This window comes from Ochrobactrum sp. EDr1-4 (assembly GCF_049199085.1).
Classification (GTDB): Bacteria; Pseudomonadota; Alphaproteobacteria; order Rhizobiales; family Rhizobiaceae; genus Brucella.
The window spans coordinates 68,753-85,972 of record NZ_JBLZOF010000009.1 but is presented as its reverse complement, the minus strand read 5'-3'; the positions used below and the strand labels follow the sequence as shown (position 1 = coordinate 85,972).

Sequence of the window (17,220 nt, the reverse complement as noted above, 5' to 3'; positions counted from 1 at the left end):
AAAAGGAAATCTTTTGTGCGATGATATTCAGCGACATTATACAGTACAAAGGGGAATCGATTTTGAACTCTCTTATGGGCGACTCTTAGAGACATATAGGTTCTGGTTAGGATCGCGCCTAGAAATCTTGACTGGCAATCAAATATTCCAAACTATGCGGATCAGTACGATTGGAAAACTCGGGCATTGAATTCTGCATTGGTTGAATGCGTCCATTTCGGCTTGAAAGACTATCTCTTTTGCGCTATATAGCAAATATGCGATGAATAGTTGAAACGCTTGACGACACTGTGGATGCTGAAATCGAGGAGCTTCCCGCTGGATTGCAGGCACGACTCATCCGTTTAATGGAAATGGTCGAGAATGTTGGTTTAGAACAACTGCATGAAACTCATGTTAAGCACCTTGAGGGAAAGCTCTGGGAGCTTCGCGCTAAAGCAATGGAAGGAATTGCGCGGGGTTTTTACGTTACTGTTACCGGACGCCGCGTTGTCATTCTTCATGTTTTTGTCAAGAAAACGCAGAAAACACCTAAGAGCGCCTTAGATTTAGCGAGGCAGCGAATGAAGCAGGTAAAGCCATGACCAGGATAGCAGACCTTAAAAAGCGCCTTATGAGCGATCCGGAATTTCAGAAGGAATATGAAAAAGCGGATGCAGATTTTGCTCTTGTCGAAGCTCTTGTGAGGGCGCGAACCGACGCAAAGATGTCGCAAGCCGATGTAGCGAAACGTATTGGCACGACCCAATCGGCCATTGCTAGACTTGAAGGTGGTAAAGTTTCTCCGTCCATTTCGACATTGCGTCGGTACGCAGCGGCCACAGGGTCGAAACTGCAAATTAATCTGATCCATCATTGATAAGGCAGTGATTTCTCGAGGGAATGCTTTGGGAGATTGGCTGTAATATTTTTACGGTTATAGCACTCCAATCCAGAATTGTTCCTCCGTGTACCAAAGTGACGTCGCTGCGTTAGTTTCTAGACTTGGAATTTAAATCTTCCCAGCTCCCCATAAATCTTAAGCGGATCTGATTTGGGGGCGGTACTATTTTATAATAAGCACTGTGCTGGGTCAGTCACACTCATATTGCACAAGGTGATCCTGATAGTTGATGCTAATGAATAAGCAAGTCCCGATGTGCAAAGATAGTTTCTTTCAAACCTCCGTCGGCAAAAAGCGTAAAAATGATGGTCATGCCACTCAATTGATCAGAACGCATAATTGTTTCATGTGATTGCTCAAGCCGCCAGAACGCTAAAGCAGCAAAGCTGCGTACTGGTTCGTCATTTGAAACGGGCAGACGATAAGTTATCGCTAAACTCGATCATTCACCATTTGATGCACCGAACATAATAGTGATGCAGAAGCGACAGTTTCATAATACAGTCGTTCTTCAATCCAGTTTTATATTCACGTTTTTCGTTTGCGTGAGAGCATTGGGCCATATTCGAGAACATAGAGACCGAAGGCTAGCATCCATAGCAGTGCTGAGCCTGCGAGGAATGTATGGAAGAAGTTCGGCATCATTTCTGCAAATGGGCGAGTAAGTGCCGCGAGAATAATGCAGAGATAGGCAATTTGTGTTGTTAGAGTTGCCGTCAATGGTCTTCCTGTATGTCCGCGTGTGGCTCGCGTCATGACGGCTAACATCATGCAACCGATAACACCCACCGTCATGATGTGAAGTGCAGAAAATGGATTGAGATGGCCAAGCGCTGAGCAAGCGATCGCAATGTAACCAAGAGGTACAAAGGCATAGGCAATGTGCAAGACAAGCAAAAGCTTTTCGCGCGCCACACTCCAGCCCCGCCAACGATAGAGCCGGATTGTATGAAGAACGGCAGTGATGATAGCGAGAATGGCAGTGACTAAAGATTCTGGTGCCGCCACCCAGGCAATGCAGGTCGCTGCTCCCACAATAATGCACAAGCCGTCATATCGGTTAAACGAGGTTGGAAACTGCGTTAATCCGGCTTTGTTGAGCCAGTTGCGGGTGAAGCTTGGAATGATGCGACCACCAATCAGCATGATCAGAAGCACATAGGCACTGACCCCAATACGGTTTGCCATCGCAACGTCACCACCACTGAGTGCCAGATAGTGAAAAGTGATATTGGCGAGCGTAACGACAGCTACAGCAATCAAAACTTTAAGGTTTTTCCATTGGCGGCCAGCAACGATTTCACGCGCGCAGATGAAAAGAAGTAAGGGCAGGAAAAGGCTCTCAATGGTAACCGCGACATAGATATTCGTTATGTCTGGATTGAGAAACACCAACCGACCGACAAACCATGCTCCGAATAGCAGAGCGAGTGGCATGCCGGAAACGGGTAATCTGCCGGTCCAGTTGGGCACTGCGGTCAGCAAAAAGCCAGCAAGAACTGCGGAAGAAAAACCGAACACCATTTCATGAGCATGCCAGTTGAGCGCGCCGTAGGCACCGCCGACAGAAAGGCCTATGGTGAGCGAGAATATCCAGAGCAGCATGGCCAGAACTGCCCAGATGGCTCCACCCAGAAAAAATGGGCGGAAGCCATAGCTGAAAATTGCGGGTCCGGTCTTTTTAAACCCTCGCGCAATTGCGCCGCGTCGTTCGGAGGGCATCGCTGCGGGGGTGGCCAGCAGGCCTTCCTGTCTTGTCATAATATCCTCGTCACCTGACCAGTATCTGCAATTTCCAACAGCCTGTTACTGTGCGCTGGCGATTGCTTTCTCGAGCCGTGCCTGCACTGGTTTTGGCTTCCTGGCTGCAACGATCTGTTCCAGGTTTGAAGGGTTGTCGCCGACAACCAGCAGAGCCACCATGCCCATGGCATAATGCGGTGTGCATTTAACGAAATAAGCGCCGGGTTGTGTGACGTTCAGTGTGTAATTTTCATTGATCTTACTTTTGAAAGCTTCAGCGCCTTCGGGGATCATTCCCTTGATCGACTCGACATTGTGGCCCTTGTCAGTGGGAATAAACGTGATCGTGTCGCCGGGATTGGCCTTAATGTAAGAAGGCTCGAAAACCATGGCGCCGTCTGCGCCTTTGTTGAGCATATGGACTTCGATATTTTCAGCCATAACGGGGGCCACCATCATCAGGCTAAGGGCCGCTGCGGCGAAGGAAATAGCACATTTACGCATTTTGTTAATCTCCAAAGCTGGCCTGGACAGTTCCATAAAGATGCCATTCACCAGTGCGAAGAAAATTTAGAATGCGTTTCGGTCGCGCTCTTTGATTGGGATCAAACAGATTTCAATAGTGGAGAGAAAAGATCAGAAATCGCTGGTCGCTATGTGTTTCAGTCGCTTGAGTTCGCGCACAATAAGCGATTTTCTACCGCCTTCAACCAAACCTTTGCTTTGCCACTGGCTAATAATGCGCGAGACTGTGTGCAAAGTGGTGCCTGTCAGCTCCGCAATATCTTGCCGTGAGACAGGAAAATCAATGCGGATACCGCTATCTTCTTTCACACCCGCTTCATCCGCAAGCCGGATGATCGCATGAGCCACACGTTGTTCGACTTCCTGCGTAGAAATTTCGCGAATACGCGAATGAGCCGCATCCAGACGACTGCCGATCATTTGCATTGTTTTGACGGCCAGCGTTGGATGGCGTGCCATGAACTCGCTCATCAGATCCATTGGCCATGCAAGAACGCTGCTATCGACCAAAGCAAACGGAGTTCCGGGGTAGTCCTTGCGACCCAGAGCAAGCGCAAATCCAAACAGATCGCCGGGGTTGACCACGCGCACAATCAGCTGTTGTCCGTCAGCTGTCACCTGCGTCACTTTCAGACGTCCATGAACCAGGATGTAAAAAAGTTTGGCCTCTTCGCCCTGCTGAAAAACAGTATGACCTTGTGAAACTGTTCTATGGGTCGATTGATCGAGTAGCTTTTCAAAAGCGGGCGCATCCATGCCTGAAAAGACGGGCATTTCGCGCACCAGTATTTTCAAGGGTGTGTCGGTGGCCATTTCCTACTCCGGTCACCCGCGAATAATTGCGAATAGCAAACATTGGGGCAGGGAACTGGCTATCAGACACAACGCATGAATGAAATAGCGTTATGCCCCCTTTTGCATATTCAATGCAGATAAGGGGGCATTGGATGACTTAATATTTGGCTTTTAGGCCAACAAAAAACCCGCGTCCGTCACCGGGAAGGAACGCTGCCTGATCGGCCCTTGCCTGATCAACAATGAGAGTTGAGCTTGCGTATTTTTCGTCAAAGACATTGGTGACTTCGCCGAAGAACAGTAGATTTTCACTGATTTTCAACTCCGTGCGCAGATCAACCACGGCATAGGGATCAGAATAAAGCGTATTCATGTTATCGACAGGCGTTTTCTCTGGCACCCATTGAACAGCCCCCTGCAAAGTCCAGCGTTCGTTCACTTCATAATTGAGCACGGTGTTGATGATCTGGCGCGGCGCACCGGCAAGCTGGTTGTCACCGCGAAGTGGATCATCATGGAAGCGGAAGTCCTGATAGGTATAGGCAATGCGTCCCGATATTTGGTCTGTAATCTGCGCGGCCAGTCCAAGCTCGATACCAAAATGCCGTGTATCGTCGGCATTAATCGCGCCAAGTGACGCGCCGGTAACATCGCGTAAGCTCAGTAGTTCATTATTAACCCATGAATAATACGTGGTCACATCCCAAGCAAACTGACCCATTTCGGAGCGCCAGCCCGCTTCAATGGTTGTTGCGCTCTGTGCATCAAGGTCGGGTGTGCGGAAAGCATCGGCAACTGTGAAAGGCGCTCCGGGGGTTGGTCGTCCGGCACTGCTGTTAGGCGTGCCATTGATGGTTGCCAGAAGATCGTCATGTGTGGGCGGTTCAAAGCTGCGGCTGACGGCTGCAAAGAACGTGTTGATATCATCCGGCTTGTAGCTCACGCCGAGGTTTGGGCTCCAGCCCTGATAATTGCGGTCGTAGCTGTTATTGTTCGTTGGCACTGCGCCGTTAGGCAAACGCACCGTAGGATTAGCCGGGTTGTAGGCAATGGTTGGTCGCGTCGAAAGGCTGTAAGTGTCGTCGTTCTTGCGCGTTGCATAGGCGTAGGAAAGCGCAGGCGAGACAGTGATTGTGTCGTTAACGGGCACGTTAAACCCTGCATGAAGCGAAAGTGTGCTGGCATCGAGATCGTTTTCACCGAACTGCACGCCCTGTGTACCGGACTGATTGAGGTAATAATTACGGTCTGCCGAACCGATGGAATATTGTGCTGTCGTCTCAAAGAGGGGCAAGGGTGCTGCATCGTCGGGGGTATAGGCATAACGCACGACGCCGGTGAAATCGCCACCTTTGGTTTCACGGATCCCTGCGGAAATCGGGAAGCGGAATGTGTCATCCGTATAGGTGTAACCCATGGCGACATCAAAGAGATGAGAGCCAAATTCCGCAGTGGTGCGTGAACCGATCAGGAGTTGTTTTGCATCGCGTCGTGGCCTGTCACGCAGAACATTGGGGCCGGGATTGATCGCGCCGCCAGGGGTAACTGTCGGGCCGGTGTGAACCTGACGGGGATCGGATTCGAGCTCGCGTTTGGTGAGTGGCCCCGACACATCAAAGCCAAGGTCAGTATAACCCCAGAAGAAGCGGGTTTTGATGTTATCCGTGACCTCGAAGCCCACATTGCCGCCTACGCTCACGCGTTCAGATTCATTATAATCGCGGAAGCCGTCGCGGCGGGTGTAGTCTGCCTGAAACAGCCCATCCGTCGTGCCGGTCTGGAAGCCTACTTTGCCAGAAACGCCAACCTGTCCGAATGAACCGCCGCTGACTGTTCCCTGTACTCCCTGATATTGCACGCCTGTCGGTGATACAAAATTAAGCGCTCCACCCAGTACGGAAGCGCCGAGCCGATTGGCCATATAGCCGCGATAGACTTCTATCGTTTCTGCAAGGCTGGGATTTGCAAATCCGACCGCGTAAGAGCCGTCTGCGCGATTGAGCGGTAATCCGTCCTGAAGCATCAGAATGCCACGCTCGACCGGATTTTGTTGCAGGCCGGAACCTCGGATCTGAATTCGTGGCTGGTCGTTGCCGCCAAAGAAGTTCTGTACAACCACGCCCGGAACGGAACGCAGCGCGCGTGAGACAGTTTCGTTTGCGGTAACCGCCCGGTCTTTTTGTTCGACAAGTGCTACGCCGCCCGGCATGGCGTCGAAGCGTTTTTTTAGCGCTGCATTGTCATCAGCCCCTATGATGATTGGATCGAGCACAATCGATGATCCGGGTGATGCGGATTGTGCCAGAGCAAAGCCACATGCACTGATGAGTAATAATCCGGTCGATGTCAGAAGTTGCAGCATTCGCTTTTGATGGAAGGCGTCTGGCTTTGGCGCGCTCTGGTCGATCAGCATGAATATTCCCCTGCAATTGCGAGCGCCCCGCGCTCAGAGTGATAGGTGGTAATAAACATGAGAGAAATTCTCTTCTTTGACACAGCGCAAAGAGGGGCGTCAACCACAGTTATAATGATGGGAAAATCTTAGACGCGTTGGAGTGGAAAATGAGTGACAAGCTAAACGCCATCATGGCCGCGCTTTTGAACAGACGCGCTATGCTTACCAGCCTTGCTGCCATTCCGACAGGCATGCTGGCATCGCAGATCATGGGTGGTTTAGGCTCAGCCAACGCTGACACGCTGGAAGAGCTGGTAATCTATGGCCCGCCCGCTGGACCGTCGATCATTCTGGCTGAAGCGCTGGCCTCCGGCGACCTCAATGGACTTGCGAGCAAAACCAGTTTCAAAGTCTGGCGCAGCCCCGATGAAATGCGTGCCGGTCTCACTTCTGGAACAATGTCGGCGGTGGTTCTGCCGGTTCAGGTGGCGGCCAATCTCTATAATCGTGGCATGAAGCTCAAGCTGCTCAATACGATGACCGATGGTCTGATCTACATTGTTTCAGATGATGCAACGCTTAACTCAATTCCAGCGCTTAGGGGCAAACGGCTGGCTGTACCATTCAGGAATGACATGCCTGACCTTGTTTTCAAGCGCTTGCTTACTCATTATGGTTTGTCGCCTGAGACAGATATTTCTCTTGAGAACACCTCGTCGCCGATTGAGGCAATGCAGATGCTTCTGACAGGCAAGGTCGACGCGGTTCTTGCACCTGAGCCTGCCGTTTCTGCGGCCATAATGCTTGGCAAAGCCGCAGGCAAAAATATCAGCCGCACCATTGACGTGCAAAAGCTCTGGGAAGAGGTGACGGGGAAAGCACCCATTCTGCCGCAAGCTGAATTGGTGCTAACGGACAAGCTCCTGATAGAGCAACCCGACTTAGCCGATCATTTGCAGAGCGCTTTGGAAGCCGCATCGCAACGCGTGAATGCTGATCCTGCAAAGGCTGCGAGTATCGCAGCACAATCACTTGATTTTCCCGAGCCGGTTCTTGCTGCGTCTATTGCGACATCGCGACTTATGGCAACGCGTGCCAGTAAAGCACGACCTGCAATTGAAACGATGCTTGAAACGCTAGCATCGAATGATCCTGCCATTATCGCCGGAAAATTGCCGGATGACGGGTTCTATCTTTAATTGGAAACACAATGACAAGCTGGGCTGAAAGGGCAGGGAGAACAGGACGCTTTCTCTGGTCCGCATGGTCGGGCCTTGCAGCGTTAATGTTGCTGGCGGCGCTCTGGCAGTTTGGCCATGAGACTTACGGCGAGTTTATCCTGCCATCGCCCTTAGCAACGTTTCACGCTGCAATTGGATTGCTGGGTGATCAGCACGCATGGGAACTCACGTTTATGACGACGCGTCGCGCGCTGAAAGGCTTTGCCATTGCAGCGGCTTGCGGTGCTGGTCTTGGTCTCATGGCGGGCTATTTTCCGGCAGTTCTGCGTTTGGCAAGACCGCTTGTCACAGTATTGCTTGGGGTTCCGCCCATCGCATGGATCGTGCTTGCAATGATCTGGTTTGGTTCAACAGATGGTACTGTTGCTATGACCATTCTCGTATCGTCATCGCCACTGATTTTCGTATCTGTGGCCGAAGGCATCATGACCCGTGATCGTAAGCTTGATGATATGGCGCGCGCCTTTGGTGCAAGTGGCTTAAAGCGTCTGACGACACTTAGTCTGCGCCATGTTTCGGCCTATCTGTTTCCTGCGCTCGCGGTATCGCTCGGCTCGGCCTTCAAAGTGGCGGTCATGGCAGAACTACTCGCCAATGTCGGCGGCATTGGCGGTGAACTGGCGCGCAGTCGTGCCAATCTCGATATTGCCGGTTCGCTTGCCTGGGTGCTGATCGCGGTAACCGCGCTGATCGTGATCGAATACGGGCTGATCCATCCAGTGCGTGCAGAATTCGAACGCTGGCGTGTTGCAGCCCAACCATGGGGCGTTAAGCGTTGAGGTGGTTGTCATGACAGTGCTGGAACTTGATCGTATCGGACATGCTTATTTCGGGCGCACGGTGCTCGATCATATCAGTCTCGATGTAGAAGCGGCTGAAATAGTCGCGCTGGTGGGGCCGTCAGGCTGCGGTAAAAGCACACTGATCCATATCGCCGCTGGCATTGTCGATCAGCGCCGTGGGCGCATCAGGCGCAATTACAGCCAGCATGGCATGATTTTCCAGGAGCCGCGTTTGCTGCCCTGGGCAACTGCCAATGAAAATATTGCCTATCCGCTGCGCATTGCAGGCATGAAGCGTCGGGACCGTGATGAGGCTGTGAAACGTGCAGCAAATCGTGTTGCTTTCGAGTTAGCTGATCTTGATAAATATCCGTCTGAACTTTCGGGCGGAATGCAGCAGCGTGTCGCCATTGCGCGTGCGCTGGTCATTGAACCGGACTTCCTGTTCTGCGACGAACCCTTTACCGCGCTCGATGTCGCTCTCAAACGCCGGATGCAAGACATCATCATTGATGCCGGGCGAACAACGCGCTTCGGTTCAATATTCGTCACTCATGATCTCATGGAAGCGGCCCGTATCGCGCATCGCATTGTCGTGCTCAATAGCGATGGTAACGGAATTGCAGGGGAGCGCAAACTTCCGCATTTGCCGGGCGAACGCTCTGATCAAGACGTATTTGCGACTGTACAGGATTTTCTCAAACACGATCCGATCTTCCGTCATATTGATGATGTCGATGAGCGGAGACGACCATGACTGCCATCACGCAGCGGCCCGCACAGCCATTATTGGCCATATTGACGGATGAAGGCTTTCGGCTTTTCTTCCCGCTCGCAGCACTTTATGCAGCTATCTGGCCTTTTCAGTGGGTGCTGGTTTTTGGTCCCGATCTACCGCTTGTGCGCTCCACGCCGCCTGCGCTTTGGCATGCGCATGAAATGATTTTCGGTGCCTTTGGTGCGGCACTTCTCGGCTTTATCACCACGGCAGTGCCTGAATGGACCGACACGAAGCGCCTTCAGGGCAGACCGCTTTTGGTACTCGCAACACTATGGTTGACCGGACGCCTGGTCGGTTTTCTGGGTGCCGACAGCCTTGGACTTATTGGCGCATTAGCCGACCTTGCATGGCTTGGCTTTCTTATTGCCTACATGCTCAAACTCACGATTGTGCGACGGACAGACCGGCTACTGGCATTCGTCGGCTGGATTGTGGCGCTGACACTTTGCGAGGCGCTGGTGCGATATGGTTTCTTTGTTGAGAATATTGAGCTTGCAAGCCAGATGCTGCGCATCGCGGGACTGGTGTTTCTCGGGCTTCTTGGCATTGCACTGGCGCGTATTACGGTGCCGATTACCAATCTGGTGCTGGACCCAACACGAAGCACGGCGCCTTTTCGTCCGCATCCCGGCAGACTCAATCTGGCGCCGGGGCTGATCGTTATTGCAGTTGTGGTCGATATGTTTGGCTTCTCGCCTGAGACATGTGGCTATGTGTTGATTGCGGCGGGTGCCGCTTTTATGGACCGCGTGGGCGAAGCCTATATCGGCAAAGAGGCTTTGCGCGCTGAAATCATAGCGCTTGCTGGTTCTTCAGCCTTGGCGGGTATCGGATTATTATTAAGCGGTGCGGCCAAACTCGGCGCACCTATTCCCGAGCTTGCAGGTCTGCACGTGGCGCTGATGGGTGGTCTGGGACTTGGTGTTCTTGCAGTCTTCTGTATCGCGGGTCTGCTGCACACGCATCAGACGCTTGGTCTACCGCGCGTCGCAAAGTTTGCGATTTTCCTTCTTGTTGCAGCCGTTATTTGCCGTGTTTTGCCGGATACGGATTATATGCCGGAGCTACCGGGCTCGCCTTATGCGCTGGTGGCAGTTTTATGGGCAGCGGCATTTTTGCTGTGGCTCAAAAGCTATTGGCCCGCGATACGGGTGTTGCAGAGTGGTGATAATCAGTTTGGCTGAGAGGATGTGGCGACTATAGTTTTGCATCTCGGTGCTGTGACATGGTTTGAAGTAGGCCCGTATCGAGCCCACTAAGTTTTTGACAGGACCAGAAGGCGGGCTCTCCATGATTACTCATCATTTGTTGAATATTTGAAAATATGCGGTCCAGTGTTGTCGTGTTTGATTAATGTCAAAGACGGCGAACCAATTCGGTATTCAAACTTGACGCATGAGAAATGCTTCTGTTTTGCCGCCGAATTATGTCTGCTTGCAAAGCTTCATGCGTGAGCTGGAAAAGCGCGGCGATCTGGTTCGTATCACGCGTCCGGTTTCGTTGGTTCACGAGATAACGGAAATCCATAAACGCGTGCTGCACGCAGACGGCCCGGCGCTGCTTTTCGAAAAACCGGTCGATGCTAATGGCCACGTTCAAGCGATCCCACTGCTGGCCAATCTGTTTGGCGCAGAGCGGCGGATTGCCTGGGGGCTTGGCCGGGAGGTCGAAGAACTGCCAGCGCTGGCTATGATGCTTTCGGAATTGCGTGCGCCAAAGCCACCGCGTTCGGCAAAAGAAATTTGGAGTAAAATTCCGCTTGCCCGTGCAGCGCTCGCGATGCGTCCACGCCGGATAAGCCATGCACCGGTTCATGAAACGGTTCTTCTGGACGATGAAATTGATCTTGGTAAACTGCCGATCCAATGGTGCTGGCCGGGTGAGCCTGCGCCGCTTGTGACATGGCCGCTGGTAATCACATGTGCGCCCGACGATCCGTCGGACGTGAATGTCGGAATTTACCGGATGCAGAAATTAGGACCAGACCGCATGATTATGCGTTGGCTCGCGCATCGCGGTGGAGCGCGTCACCATCGCATGTGGCAGCAGCGTGGGCTTGATATGCCTGTCGCTGTGGCCATCGGTGTTGACCCTGCGAGCATATTAGCGGCCGTCATGCCGTTGCCCGAAGGTATGAGCGAACTCGCGTTCTCAGGCCTCCTGTCACGCCGCAGACCTGTTATCACCGACGCATGCACGGTTCCGCTGAGTGTGCCTGCTCATGCAGAAATTATTCTCGAAGGCCATGTGTCAGCATCACATACGGCACCTGAAGGGCCGTATGGCGATCATACCGGCTATTATAACAGTGTCGAAGAATTCCCCGTAATGCAGCTCAGCGCGATCACTATGCGTAAAAAGCCTGTCTATTTATCGACCTATACGGGACGACCGCCAGATGAACCGTCGAAGCTTGGCGAAGTAATGAACCAGCTTTTTGTGCCGGTTGTGCATGCGCAGTTTCCGGAAATCGTTGACCTTTGGTTGCCTCCCGCTGCTTGCTCTTATCGTGCTATGGTGGTTTCGATCGACAAACGGTATCCGGGGCAGGCGCGGCGCGTGATGATGGGGCTATGGTCGATGCTGCCACAGTTCAGCTATACCAAACTTATCATCGCAGTTGATCCCGACATTAATGTGCGCAACTGGGATGATGTGCTGTGGGCTTTGTCTACAAGGTTCGATGCAAGCCGCGATCTCGTCACGCTTGATAATACGCCAGTCGATTATCTCGATTTTGCATCGCCGCGCTCTGGTCTCGGGGGCAAATTGGGGCTCGATGCCACTAATAAGATCGGGCCGGAAACCGATCGGGAATGGGGCGAGGTGCTGACCATGAACGACAGCACAATCGCGCGGGTCGATGCTATATGGGATGAACTTGGTCTAAGCGGAGTGCCACGCACATGAAGCGGATTGTTATCGGTGTGTCCGGTGCGTCGGGTTCCATCATTCCTATAAAAATTCTTGAGCGCTTAGCGCGACTTGAAGATATTGAATCGCATCTCGTTGTCTCGGAGGCTGCCGAGCGCACATTGTGCTACGAGCTTGGCCCCAATGGTTATTCGCTGTTGCAACGCCTGGCAGATAAAACCTATTGCGTTGAAGATGTAGGTGCGAGGATTGCCAGTGGCTCGGTGCAAACTGCGGGCATGATTGTGGCACCGTGTTCGATGCGCACACTTGCATCTATTGCACATGGCTTCAGCGACAGCTTGTTAACGCGCGCTGCTGATGTGCATCTCAAAGAACGGCGCAGACTGGTTTTGCTGACACGCGAAACCCCGCTGCATCTGGTTCATTTGCGCAACATGTGCACGGTCATAGAAATGGGCGCAATTGTAATGCCGCCAGTTCCGGCTTTTTATCTGCATCCTCAAAGTGTGGAAGAAATTGCAGACCAGATTGCAGCACGTGCCATTGATCTTGTTGGCGCAGGCGTTCCACAGTCGCAAAGCTGGAATCCAGATAATTTTGCAGACATACAGGCAGGTTGTGATTGAATGGAGGAATTGCTTCCCCCAGCACCACGCTCGTCCACAGGATGGGTAAAAACAGCAGAGTGTCTTTACAGGCTGGAAAACGCCCTCCCGCAAACAGCATTGTTGCGTAAATGTGTCCAGAATTAAGCCGTTCTTAGTTCAAAATAAATGATAGCAATTGAACCAAGATATTTTCTACTTGCTCTGAAACAAAGAACACAACGCACGGATCACTATTCATCGACATCAACGGGTGCCTTACCCCTACAGGCGGCCAGCTAGGTTGAAGTGAATATGTTGATTACGGGCTTTATAGCTTTCAATTATGCGATCCGACAAACTCAGTGCGTTGTGCATTGGGCCCATAGAACGCTTTTCAAGCGCTTTTTAAATATCCTGTGTTCAGTTTTTATTTCCCTGATTGCGCTAAGTATTTTTACGTCTCCTTCAAATTCTGCCGACCTGCAAAAATATATTCCCACTTTGGACGTCACGCACGTCTTTCCCGGCGCAGACAATGTTGGCCAACCTGTTGGTGAACCACCGATTGCGCCTGTGACGAAGGGCGGGGAACTGCTCGGCTATGTATATCTCAATTCCGATTTCACCAGTTCGATCGGATATTCCGGTAAGCCGATCCGCATCCTTGTTGGAATAGATACCAAAGGTGTCATTCGCGGCATCAAACTGGTGGATCACAAAGAGCCCATCGTCCTGATCGGCATCCCCGAAGCCAAGGTTGTTGCAGCACTTAATTCTCTCGTGAACAGCGATCTGGCTGCGGTCTCAGCAGGCAAGGCGAAGCCGCCACAGGTCGAGATCGTCAGTGGTGCAACGGTCACGGTTCTTGTGATGGGTGATAGTATTGTGCGCTCGGCCGTTGGTCTTATTCGCAGCGGTCGGTTGGGAAATACACCTGTGTTTGCCGCAAGCGTTGATGCGCCGCGCGCGATTAATATGGAACTGCGCGAGCCGCAGGATTGGCAGACGCTTATCGGTGATGGATCGGTTCGCAGTCTTAAACTCAATGTTGGCGAGGTCAGCGAAGCCTTTCGCGACGCTCAGCATGAACAGGCCGCAAACAACGCAGAGACTTCCAACCCTGAAGATAACTTTATCGAACTTTATGCCGCTCCTGTTTCCGTGCCCGGCATTGGGATTAGTCTGCTTGGTAAAGACGGTTATGAACGGCTGGAAAAACAGCTTAAACCCGGTGAACAGGCAATTCTGGTTGCCGGTGACGGCGCTTATTCCTTTAAGGGATCAGGCTATGTTCGCGGCGGGATTTTTGATCGCATCGAGCTTTTGCAGGACGGACAGGGCGTTCGCTTTCGCGATAAAAATCATACGCGCCTCGGTGACATTGAAGCCGATGGCGCGCCGCAATTGCGCGAAATTGCGCTCTTCCGCGTGCCAGCTGGTTTCGCCTTCGATGTAACAAAGCCATGGGATTTGCAGCTTCTCGTGCAGCGTGGATTTGGTGCGCGTGACAAGGCTAATCTGAGCTATGATTTGGGCTATAGCCTGCCAGAACGCCATCTGCTCGCAAAGCAGGTTCCTTCACCCGTGCAGCCTGCATCTGCTTCCGAGGCACCACGTCAACCGCAGCCGGTGGGAGAAGCAACGGCATCCGACATTTTCGGCGACAATAACCCGCTTTGGGTAAAAATGTGGGAGATGAACCGCGTCAATGTAGTGATTGCGGGGCTCGCAATCTTCATTCTCGTCGGCATTTTCTTTTTCCAGAATTCTCTCGTCGCGCGTCCGCGCATCTTTGTCTGGGTCAGACGCAGCTATCTGCTTTTTATTCTGCTCTGGCTTGGATTTTACAACAATGCGCAATTGTCGGTGGTCAATGTTCTGACCTTTACCAATTCGCTGATTACCGGCTTTAACTGGGAATTTTTTCTCACGTCACCGTTGATATTCATTCTGTGGGCATCAGTGGCTGCGGGACTGTTATTCTGGGGTCGTGGACCATTTTGTGGCTGGCTCTGCCCGTTCGGTGCCTTGCAGGAACTCAGCAACAATGTCGCGCAATGGCTAAAAATACCACAGGTCAAACTGCCATGGGGTCTGCATGAGCGCCTATGGCCCGTCAAATACATCATATTTCTGGGGCTGTTTGGACTGTCACTTTACTCGGTGGCACTGGCAGAGGTCTTCGCTGAAGTCGAGCCGTTCAAAACCTCAATCATTCTCAAGTTCTCACGCGAATGGCCATTTGTGATCTATGCACTAACGCTGCTTTCAGCTGGTCTTTTCATTGAGCGTTTCTACTGCCGCTACATGTGTCCACTTGGAGCTGCCCTTGCGATCCCCGGACGCATCCGCATGTTTGAATGGCTCAAACGCTGGCCCGAATGCGGCTCACCCTGCCAGCGCTGTGCCAAGGAATGCCCGGTCGAAGCCATTCATCCCGAAGGCAAAATCAATGTGAATGAGTGCATCTACTGCATGCATTGTCAGGAGCTTTATCAGGACGACCAGCGCTGCCCACATATGATTCAGGTGCGCGTGAAACGGGAAAAATTTGCAGCACGCAATGCACCGCTGTCTGCAGCTTCTGAACGCGGCGGCGGTCCTGCCAAGCCCGTGATTTCCATCAAAGGTCAACCGTTGGATGCCCAAATGGGCTCCGGTTCGCCAACGTAATTTCTTAAGGAGAGAAATATGACTGAAGAAATCTCAAAATCCCGTTTCAACAGGCGGCAATTGCTGGGTACATCAGCATTCGTAGCAGCCGCAGGCGCGAGTGGCATCGGTGGTGCTCTTCTTGCCGGAACAAGCACACCAGCACTTGCAGCTGGCAGCGGACACGCAGCCCGCGTTGAGGTCAAGCCCGGTGAGCTTGACGAATATTACGTCTTCTTCTCCAGCGGCCAGACGGGCGAAGTACGCATTGTCGGATTGCCTTCGATGCGCGAACTGATGCGTATCCCGGTCTTTAATCGCGACAGTGCGACGGGCTGGGGACAGACCAATGAAAGCTTGAAGATCATCCGTGACGGTATGTTGCCGGAAGACCGCGAATTCATGAAAGACCGCGGCGGCGTGTTCCAGAATGGTGATTTGCATCACCCCCATCTGTCATTCACCGATGGCACATATGATGGCCGCTATCTCTATGCCAATGACAAAGCCAACACGCGCGTCTGTCGCATTCGTCTGGATGTGATGAAATGCGATAAGATTATCCAGTTGCCAAACCAGCATACGGTTCATGGCTTGCGTGTGCAAAAATACCCGCGCACAGGTTATGTGTTCTGTAACGGTGAAGACCGTGTGCCCATTCCAAACAACGGGACCAATCTCACAGATACCAAACAATATCATGCGATTTTCACCGCCGTTGATGGTGATACGATGAAGGTTGCGTGGCAGGTGATGGTTGACGGCAATCTTGACAATGTCGATTGCGATTATCAGGGCAAATATGCTTTCGCGACCTGCTACAACTCAGAAGAGGGCGTAACGCTTGCCGAGATGATGAGCAGCGAGCAGGATTGGCTTGTTGTCTTTGACTTGAAGCGCATTGAAGACGCCGTCGCAAAGGGCGAATTCAAGGAAATGAATGGCGTGCCCGTTGTGGACGGCCGGCATGGCTCCCGCTTCACCCGTTACATCCCGGTACCAAACAGCCCGCATGGTATCAATACGGCTCCTGACGGCATTCATATTGTCGCCAATGGCAAATTGTCGCCAACCGTTACAGTGTTCGACGTCAGAAAGTTCGATGATCTCTTCAACGACAAAATCGAGCCTCGCGCTGCGGTTGTCGCAGAACCTGAACTTGGCCTTGGGCCGTTGCATACCGCATATGATGGCAAGGGCAATGCCTATACAACGCTGTTCATCGACAGCCAGATCTGCAAATGGAACATCGAAGATGCAAAGCGCGCCTTTGCAGGCGAGAAGGTCGATCCGATCCGTCAGAAGCTTGATGTTCATTATCAGCCCGGCCACAACCACACATCAATGGGACAGACGAAGGATGCCGATGGCCAATGGCTGATTTCGCTCAATAAATTCTCGAAAGATCGCTATCTCAATGTCGGCCCACTCAAACCCGAAAACGATCAGCTGATCGATATTTCCGGTGAAACCATGGAGATTGTCCATGATGGTCCAAGCTTCGCAGAACCGCATGACGCAACGATTGTTCATCGCTCCAAGATCAACCCAGTTAACCTCTGGAGCCGAGAGGATCCATTTTTTGCCGATGCGGTTAAACAGGCGGAGGCCGACGGCGTCGATCTGATGATCGATTCCGAAGTCATCCGTGATGGCAACAAGGTTCGTGTTTACATGACCTCTGCCGCTCCTGCTTTCGGGCTGGAGGAATTCACCGTCCAGCAGGGCGATGAAGTCACCGTCTACATCACCAATATCGATGAAATCGACGATCTGACACACGGCTTTTCCATCATCAATTACGGCATCAACATGGAAGTGGCACCACAGGCCACCGCGTCGGTTACCTTCGTGGCCAATAAGCCGGGTGTCTGGTGGTACTACTGCTCGTGGTTCTGCCATGCCATGCACATGGAAATGAAGGGCCGTATGCTCGTCGAACCGAAGAAGAGCTAAACA

Annotated in this window: 14 protein-coding genes; 10 read left to right on the top strand and 4 right to left on the bottom strand. The window is 52.2% G+C overall.

Translation table 11 applies throughout. The features are described 5' to 3' along the window. Nucleotides 1-290: 290 nt before the first annotated feature. Complete coding sequence (locus ACOZHT_RS20600; RefSeq protein WP_421566455.1) at nucleotides 291-584, top strand: type II toxin-antitoxin system RelE/ParE family toxin; 294 nt, start codon at nucleotides 291-293, stop codon at nucleotides 582-584. Further along, nucleotides 581-859: a helix-turn-helix domain-containing protein gene (locus ACOZHT_RS20595; RefSeq protein ID WP_421566454.1), complete on the top strand. Its 279-nt coding sequence runs from the start codon at nucleotides 581-583 to the stop codon at nucleotides 857-859. Before ACOZHT_RS20600 ends, ACOZHT_RS20595 begins: the two co-directional genes overlap by 4 nt. Nucleotides 860-1,411: 552 nt before the next feature. Here ACOZHT_RS20595 and ACOZHT_RS20590 read toward each other — a convergent pair. From ACOZHT_RS20590 to ACOZHT_RS20575, 4 genes are all read right to left on the bottom strand, one after another. Continuing rightward, complete coding sequence (locus tag ACOZHT_RS20590; RefSeq protein WP_421566453.1) at nucleotides 1,412-2,644, bottom strand: NnrS family protein; 1,233 nt, start codon at nucleotides 2,642-2,644, stop codon at nucleotides 1,412-1,414. 45 nt (nucleotides 2,645-2,689) lie between these two features. After that, a complete protein-coding gene (locus ACOZHT_RS20585; protein ID WP_339510367.1) occupies nucleotides 2,690-3,130 on the bottom strand; it encodes a pseudoazurin in 441 nt (146 codons plus the stop codon). A gap of 132 nt (nucleotides 3,131-3,262) precedes the next feature. Then, a complete protein-coding gene (locus ACOZHT_RS20580) occupies nucleotides 3,263-3,964 on the bottom strand; it encodes a Crp/Fnr family transcriptional regulator (protein ID WP_421566452.1) in 702 nt (233 codons plus the stop codon). Between the two features lie 139 nt (nucleotides 3,965-4,103). Then, complete coding sequence (locus ACOZHT_RS20575; protein WP_421566451.1) at nucleotides 4,104-6,359, bottom strand: TonB-dependent receptor family protein; 2,256 nt, start codon at nucleotides 6,357-6,359, stop codon at nucleotides 4,104-4,106. Between the two features lie 149 nt (nucleotides 6,360-6,508). Here ACOZHT_RS20575 and ACOZHT_RS20570 point away from each other — a divergent pair, with 149 nt between their 5' ends. From ACOZHT_RS20570 to nosZ, 8 genes are all read left to right on the top strand, one after another. Then, complete coding sequence (locus ACOZHT_RS20570; RefSeq protein WP_421566450.1) at nucleotides 6,509-7,540, top strand: ABC transporter substrate-binding protein; 1,032 nt, start codon at nucleotides 6,509-6,511, stop codon at nucleotides 7,538-7,540. Between the two features lie 11 nt (nucleotides 7,541-7,551). Continuing rightward, the gene (locus ACOZHT_RS20565) at nucleotides 7,552-8,361 is read left to right on the top strand and encodes an ABC transporter permease (RefSeq protein WP_421566449.1); all 810 of its coding nucleotides are present in this window, start codon (nucleotides 7,552-7,554) and stop codon (nucleotides 8,359-8,361) included. A gap of 10 nt (nucleotides 8,362-8,371) precedes the next feature. After that, nucleotides 8,372-9,121: an ABC transporter ATP-binding protein gene (locus tag ACOZHT_RS20560; RefSeq protein ID WP_421566448.1), complete on the top strand. Its 750-nt coding sequence runs from the start codon at nucleotides 8,372-8,374 to the stop codon at nucleotides 9,119-9,121. Continuing rightward, entirely contained in the window at nucleotides 9,118-10,329 is a 1,212-nt protein-coding gene (locus tag ACOZHT_RS20555) for an NnrS family protein (protein ID WP_421566447.1), read from the top strand. The genes ACOZHT_RS20560 and ACOZHT_RS20555 overlap by 4 nt, the downstream gene beginning before the upstream one ends. Before the next feature lie 211 nt (nucleotides 10,330-10,540). After that, complete coding sequence (locus tag ACOZHT_RS20550; RefSeq protein ID WP_421566446.1) at nucleotides 10,541-12,055, top strand: UbiD family decarboxylase; 1,515 nt, start codon at nucleotides 10,541-10,543, stop codon at nucleotides 12,053-12,055. Further along, on the top strand, nucleotides 12,052-12,648 hold the full coding sequence (locus tag ACOZHT_RS20545) for a UbiX family flavin prenyltransferase (RefSeq protein WP_421566445.1): 597 nt from the start codon (nucleotides 12,052-12,054) through the stop codon (nucleotides 12,646-12,648). The genes ACOZHT_RS20550 and ACOZHT_RS20545 overlap by 4 nt, the downstream gene beginning before the upstream one ends. Nucleotides 12,649-12,921: 273 nt before the next feature. Then, on the top strand, nucleotides 12,922-15,282 hold the full coding sequence (locus ACOZHT_RS20540) for a 4Fe-4S binding protein (RefSeq protein WP_421566444.1): 2,361 nt from the start codon (nucleotides 12,922-12,924) through the stop codon (nucleotides 15,280-15,282). 18 nt (nucleotides 15,283-15,300) lie between these two features. Then, nucleotides 15,301-17,217, top strand: a complete 1,917-nt coding sequence (nosZ, locus tag ACOZHT_RS20535; RefSeq protein WP_421566443.1) for a TAT-dependent nitrous-oxide reductase — start codon at nucleotides 15,301-15,303, stop codon at nucleotides 17,215-17,217. Nucleotides 17,218-17,220: the final 3 nt, after the last annotated feature.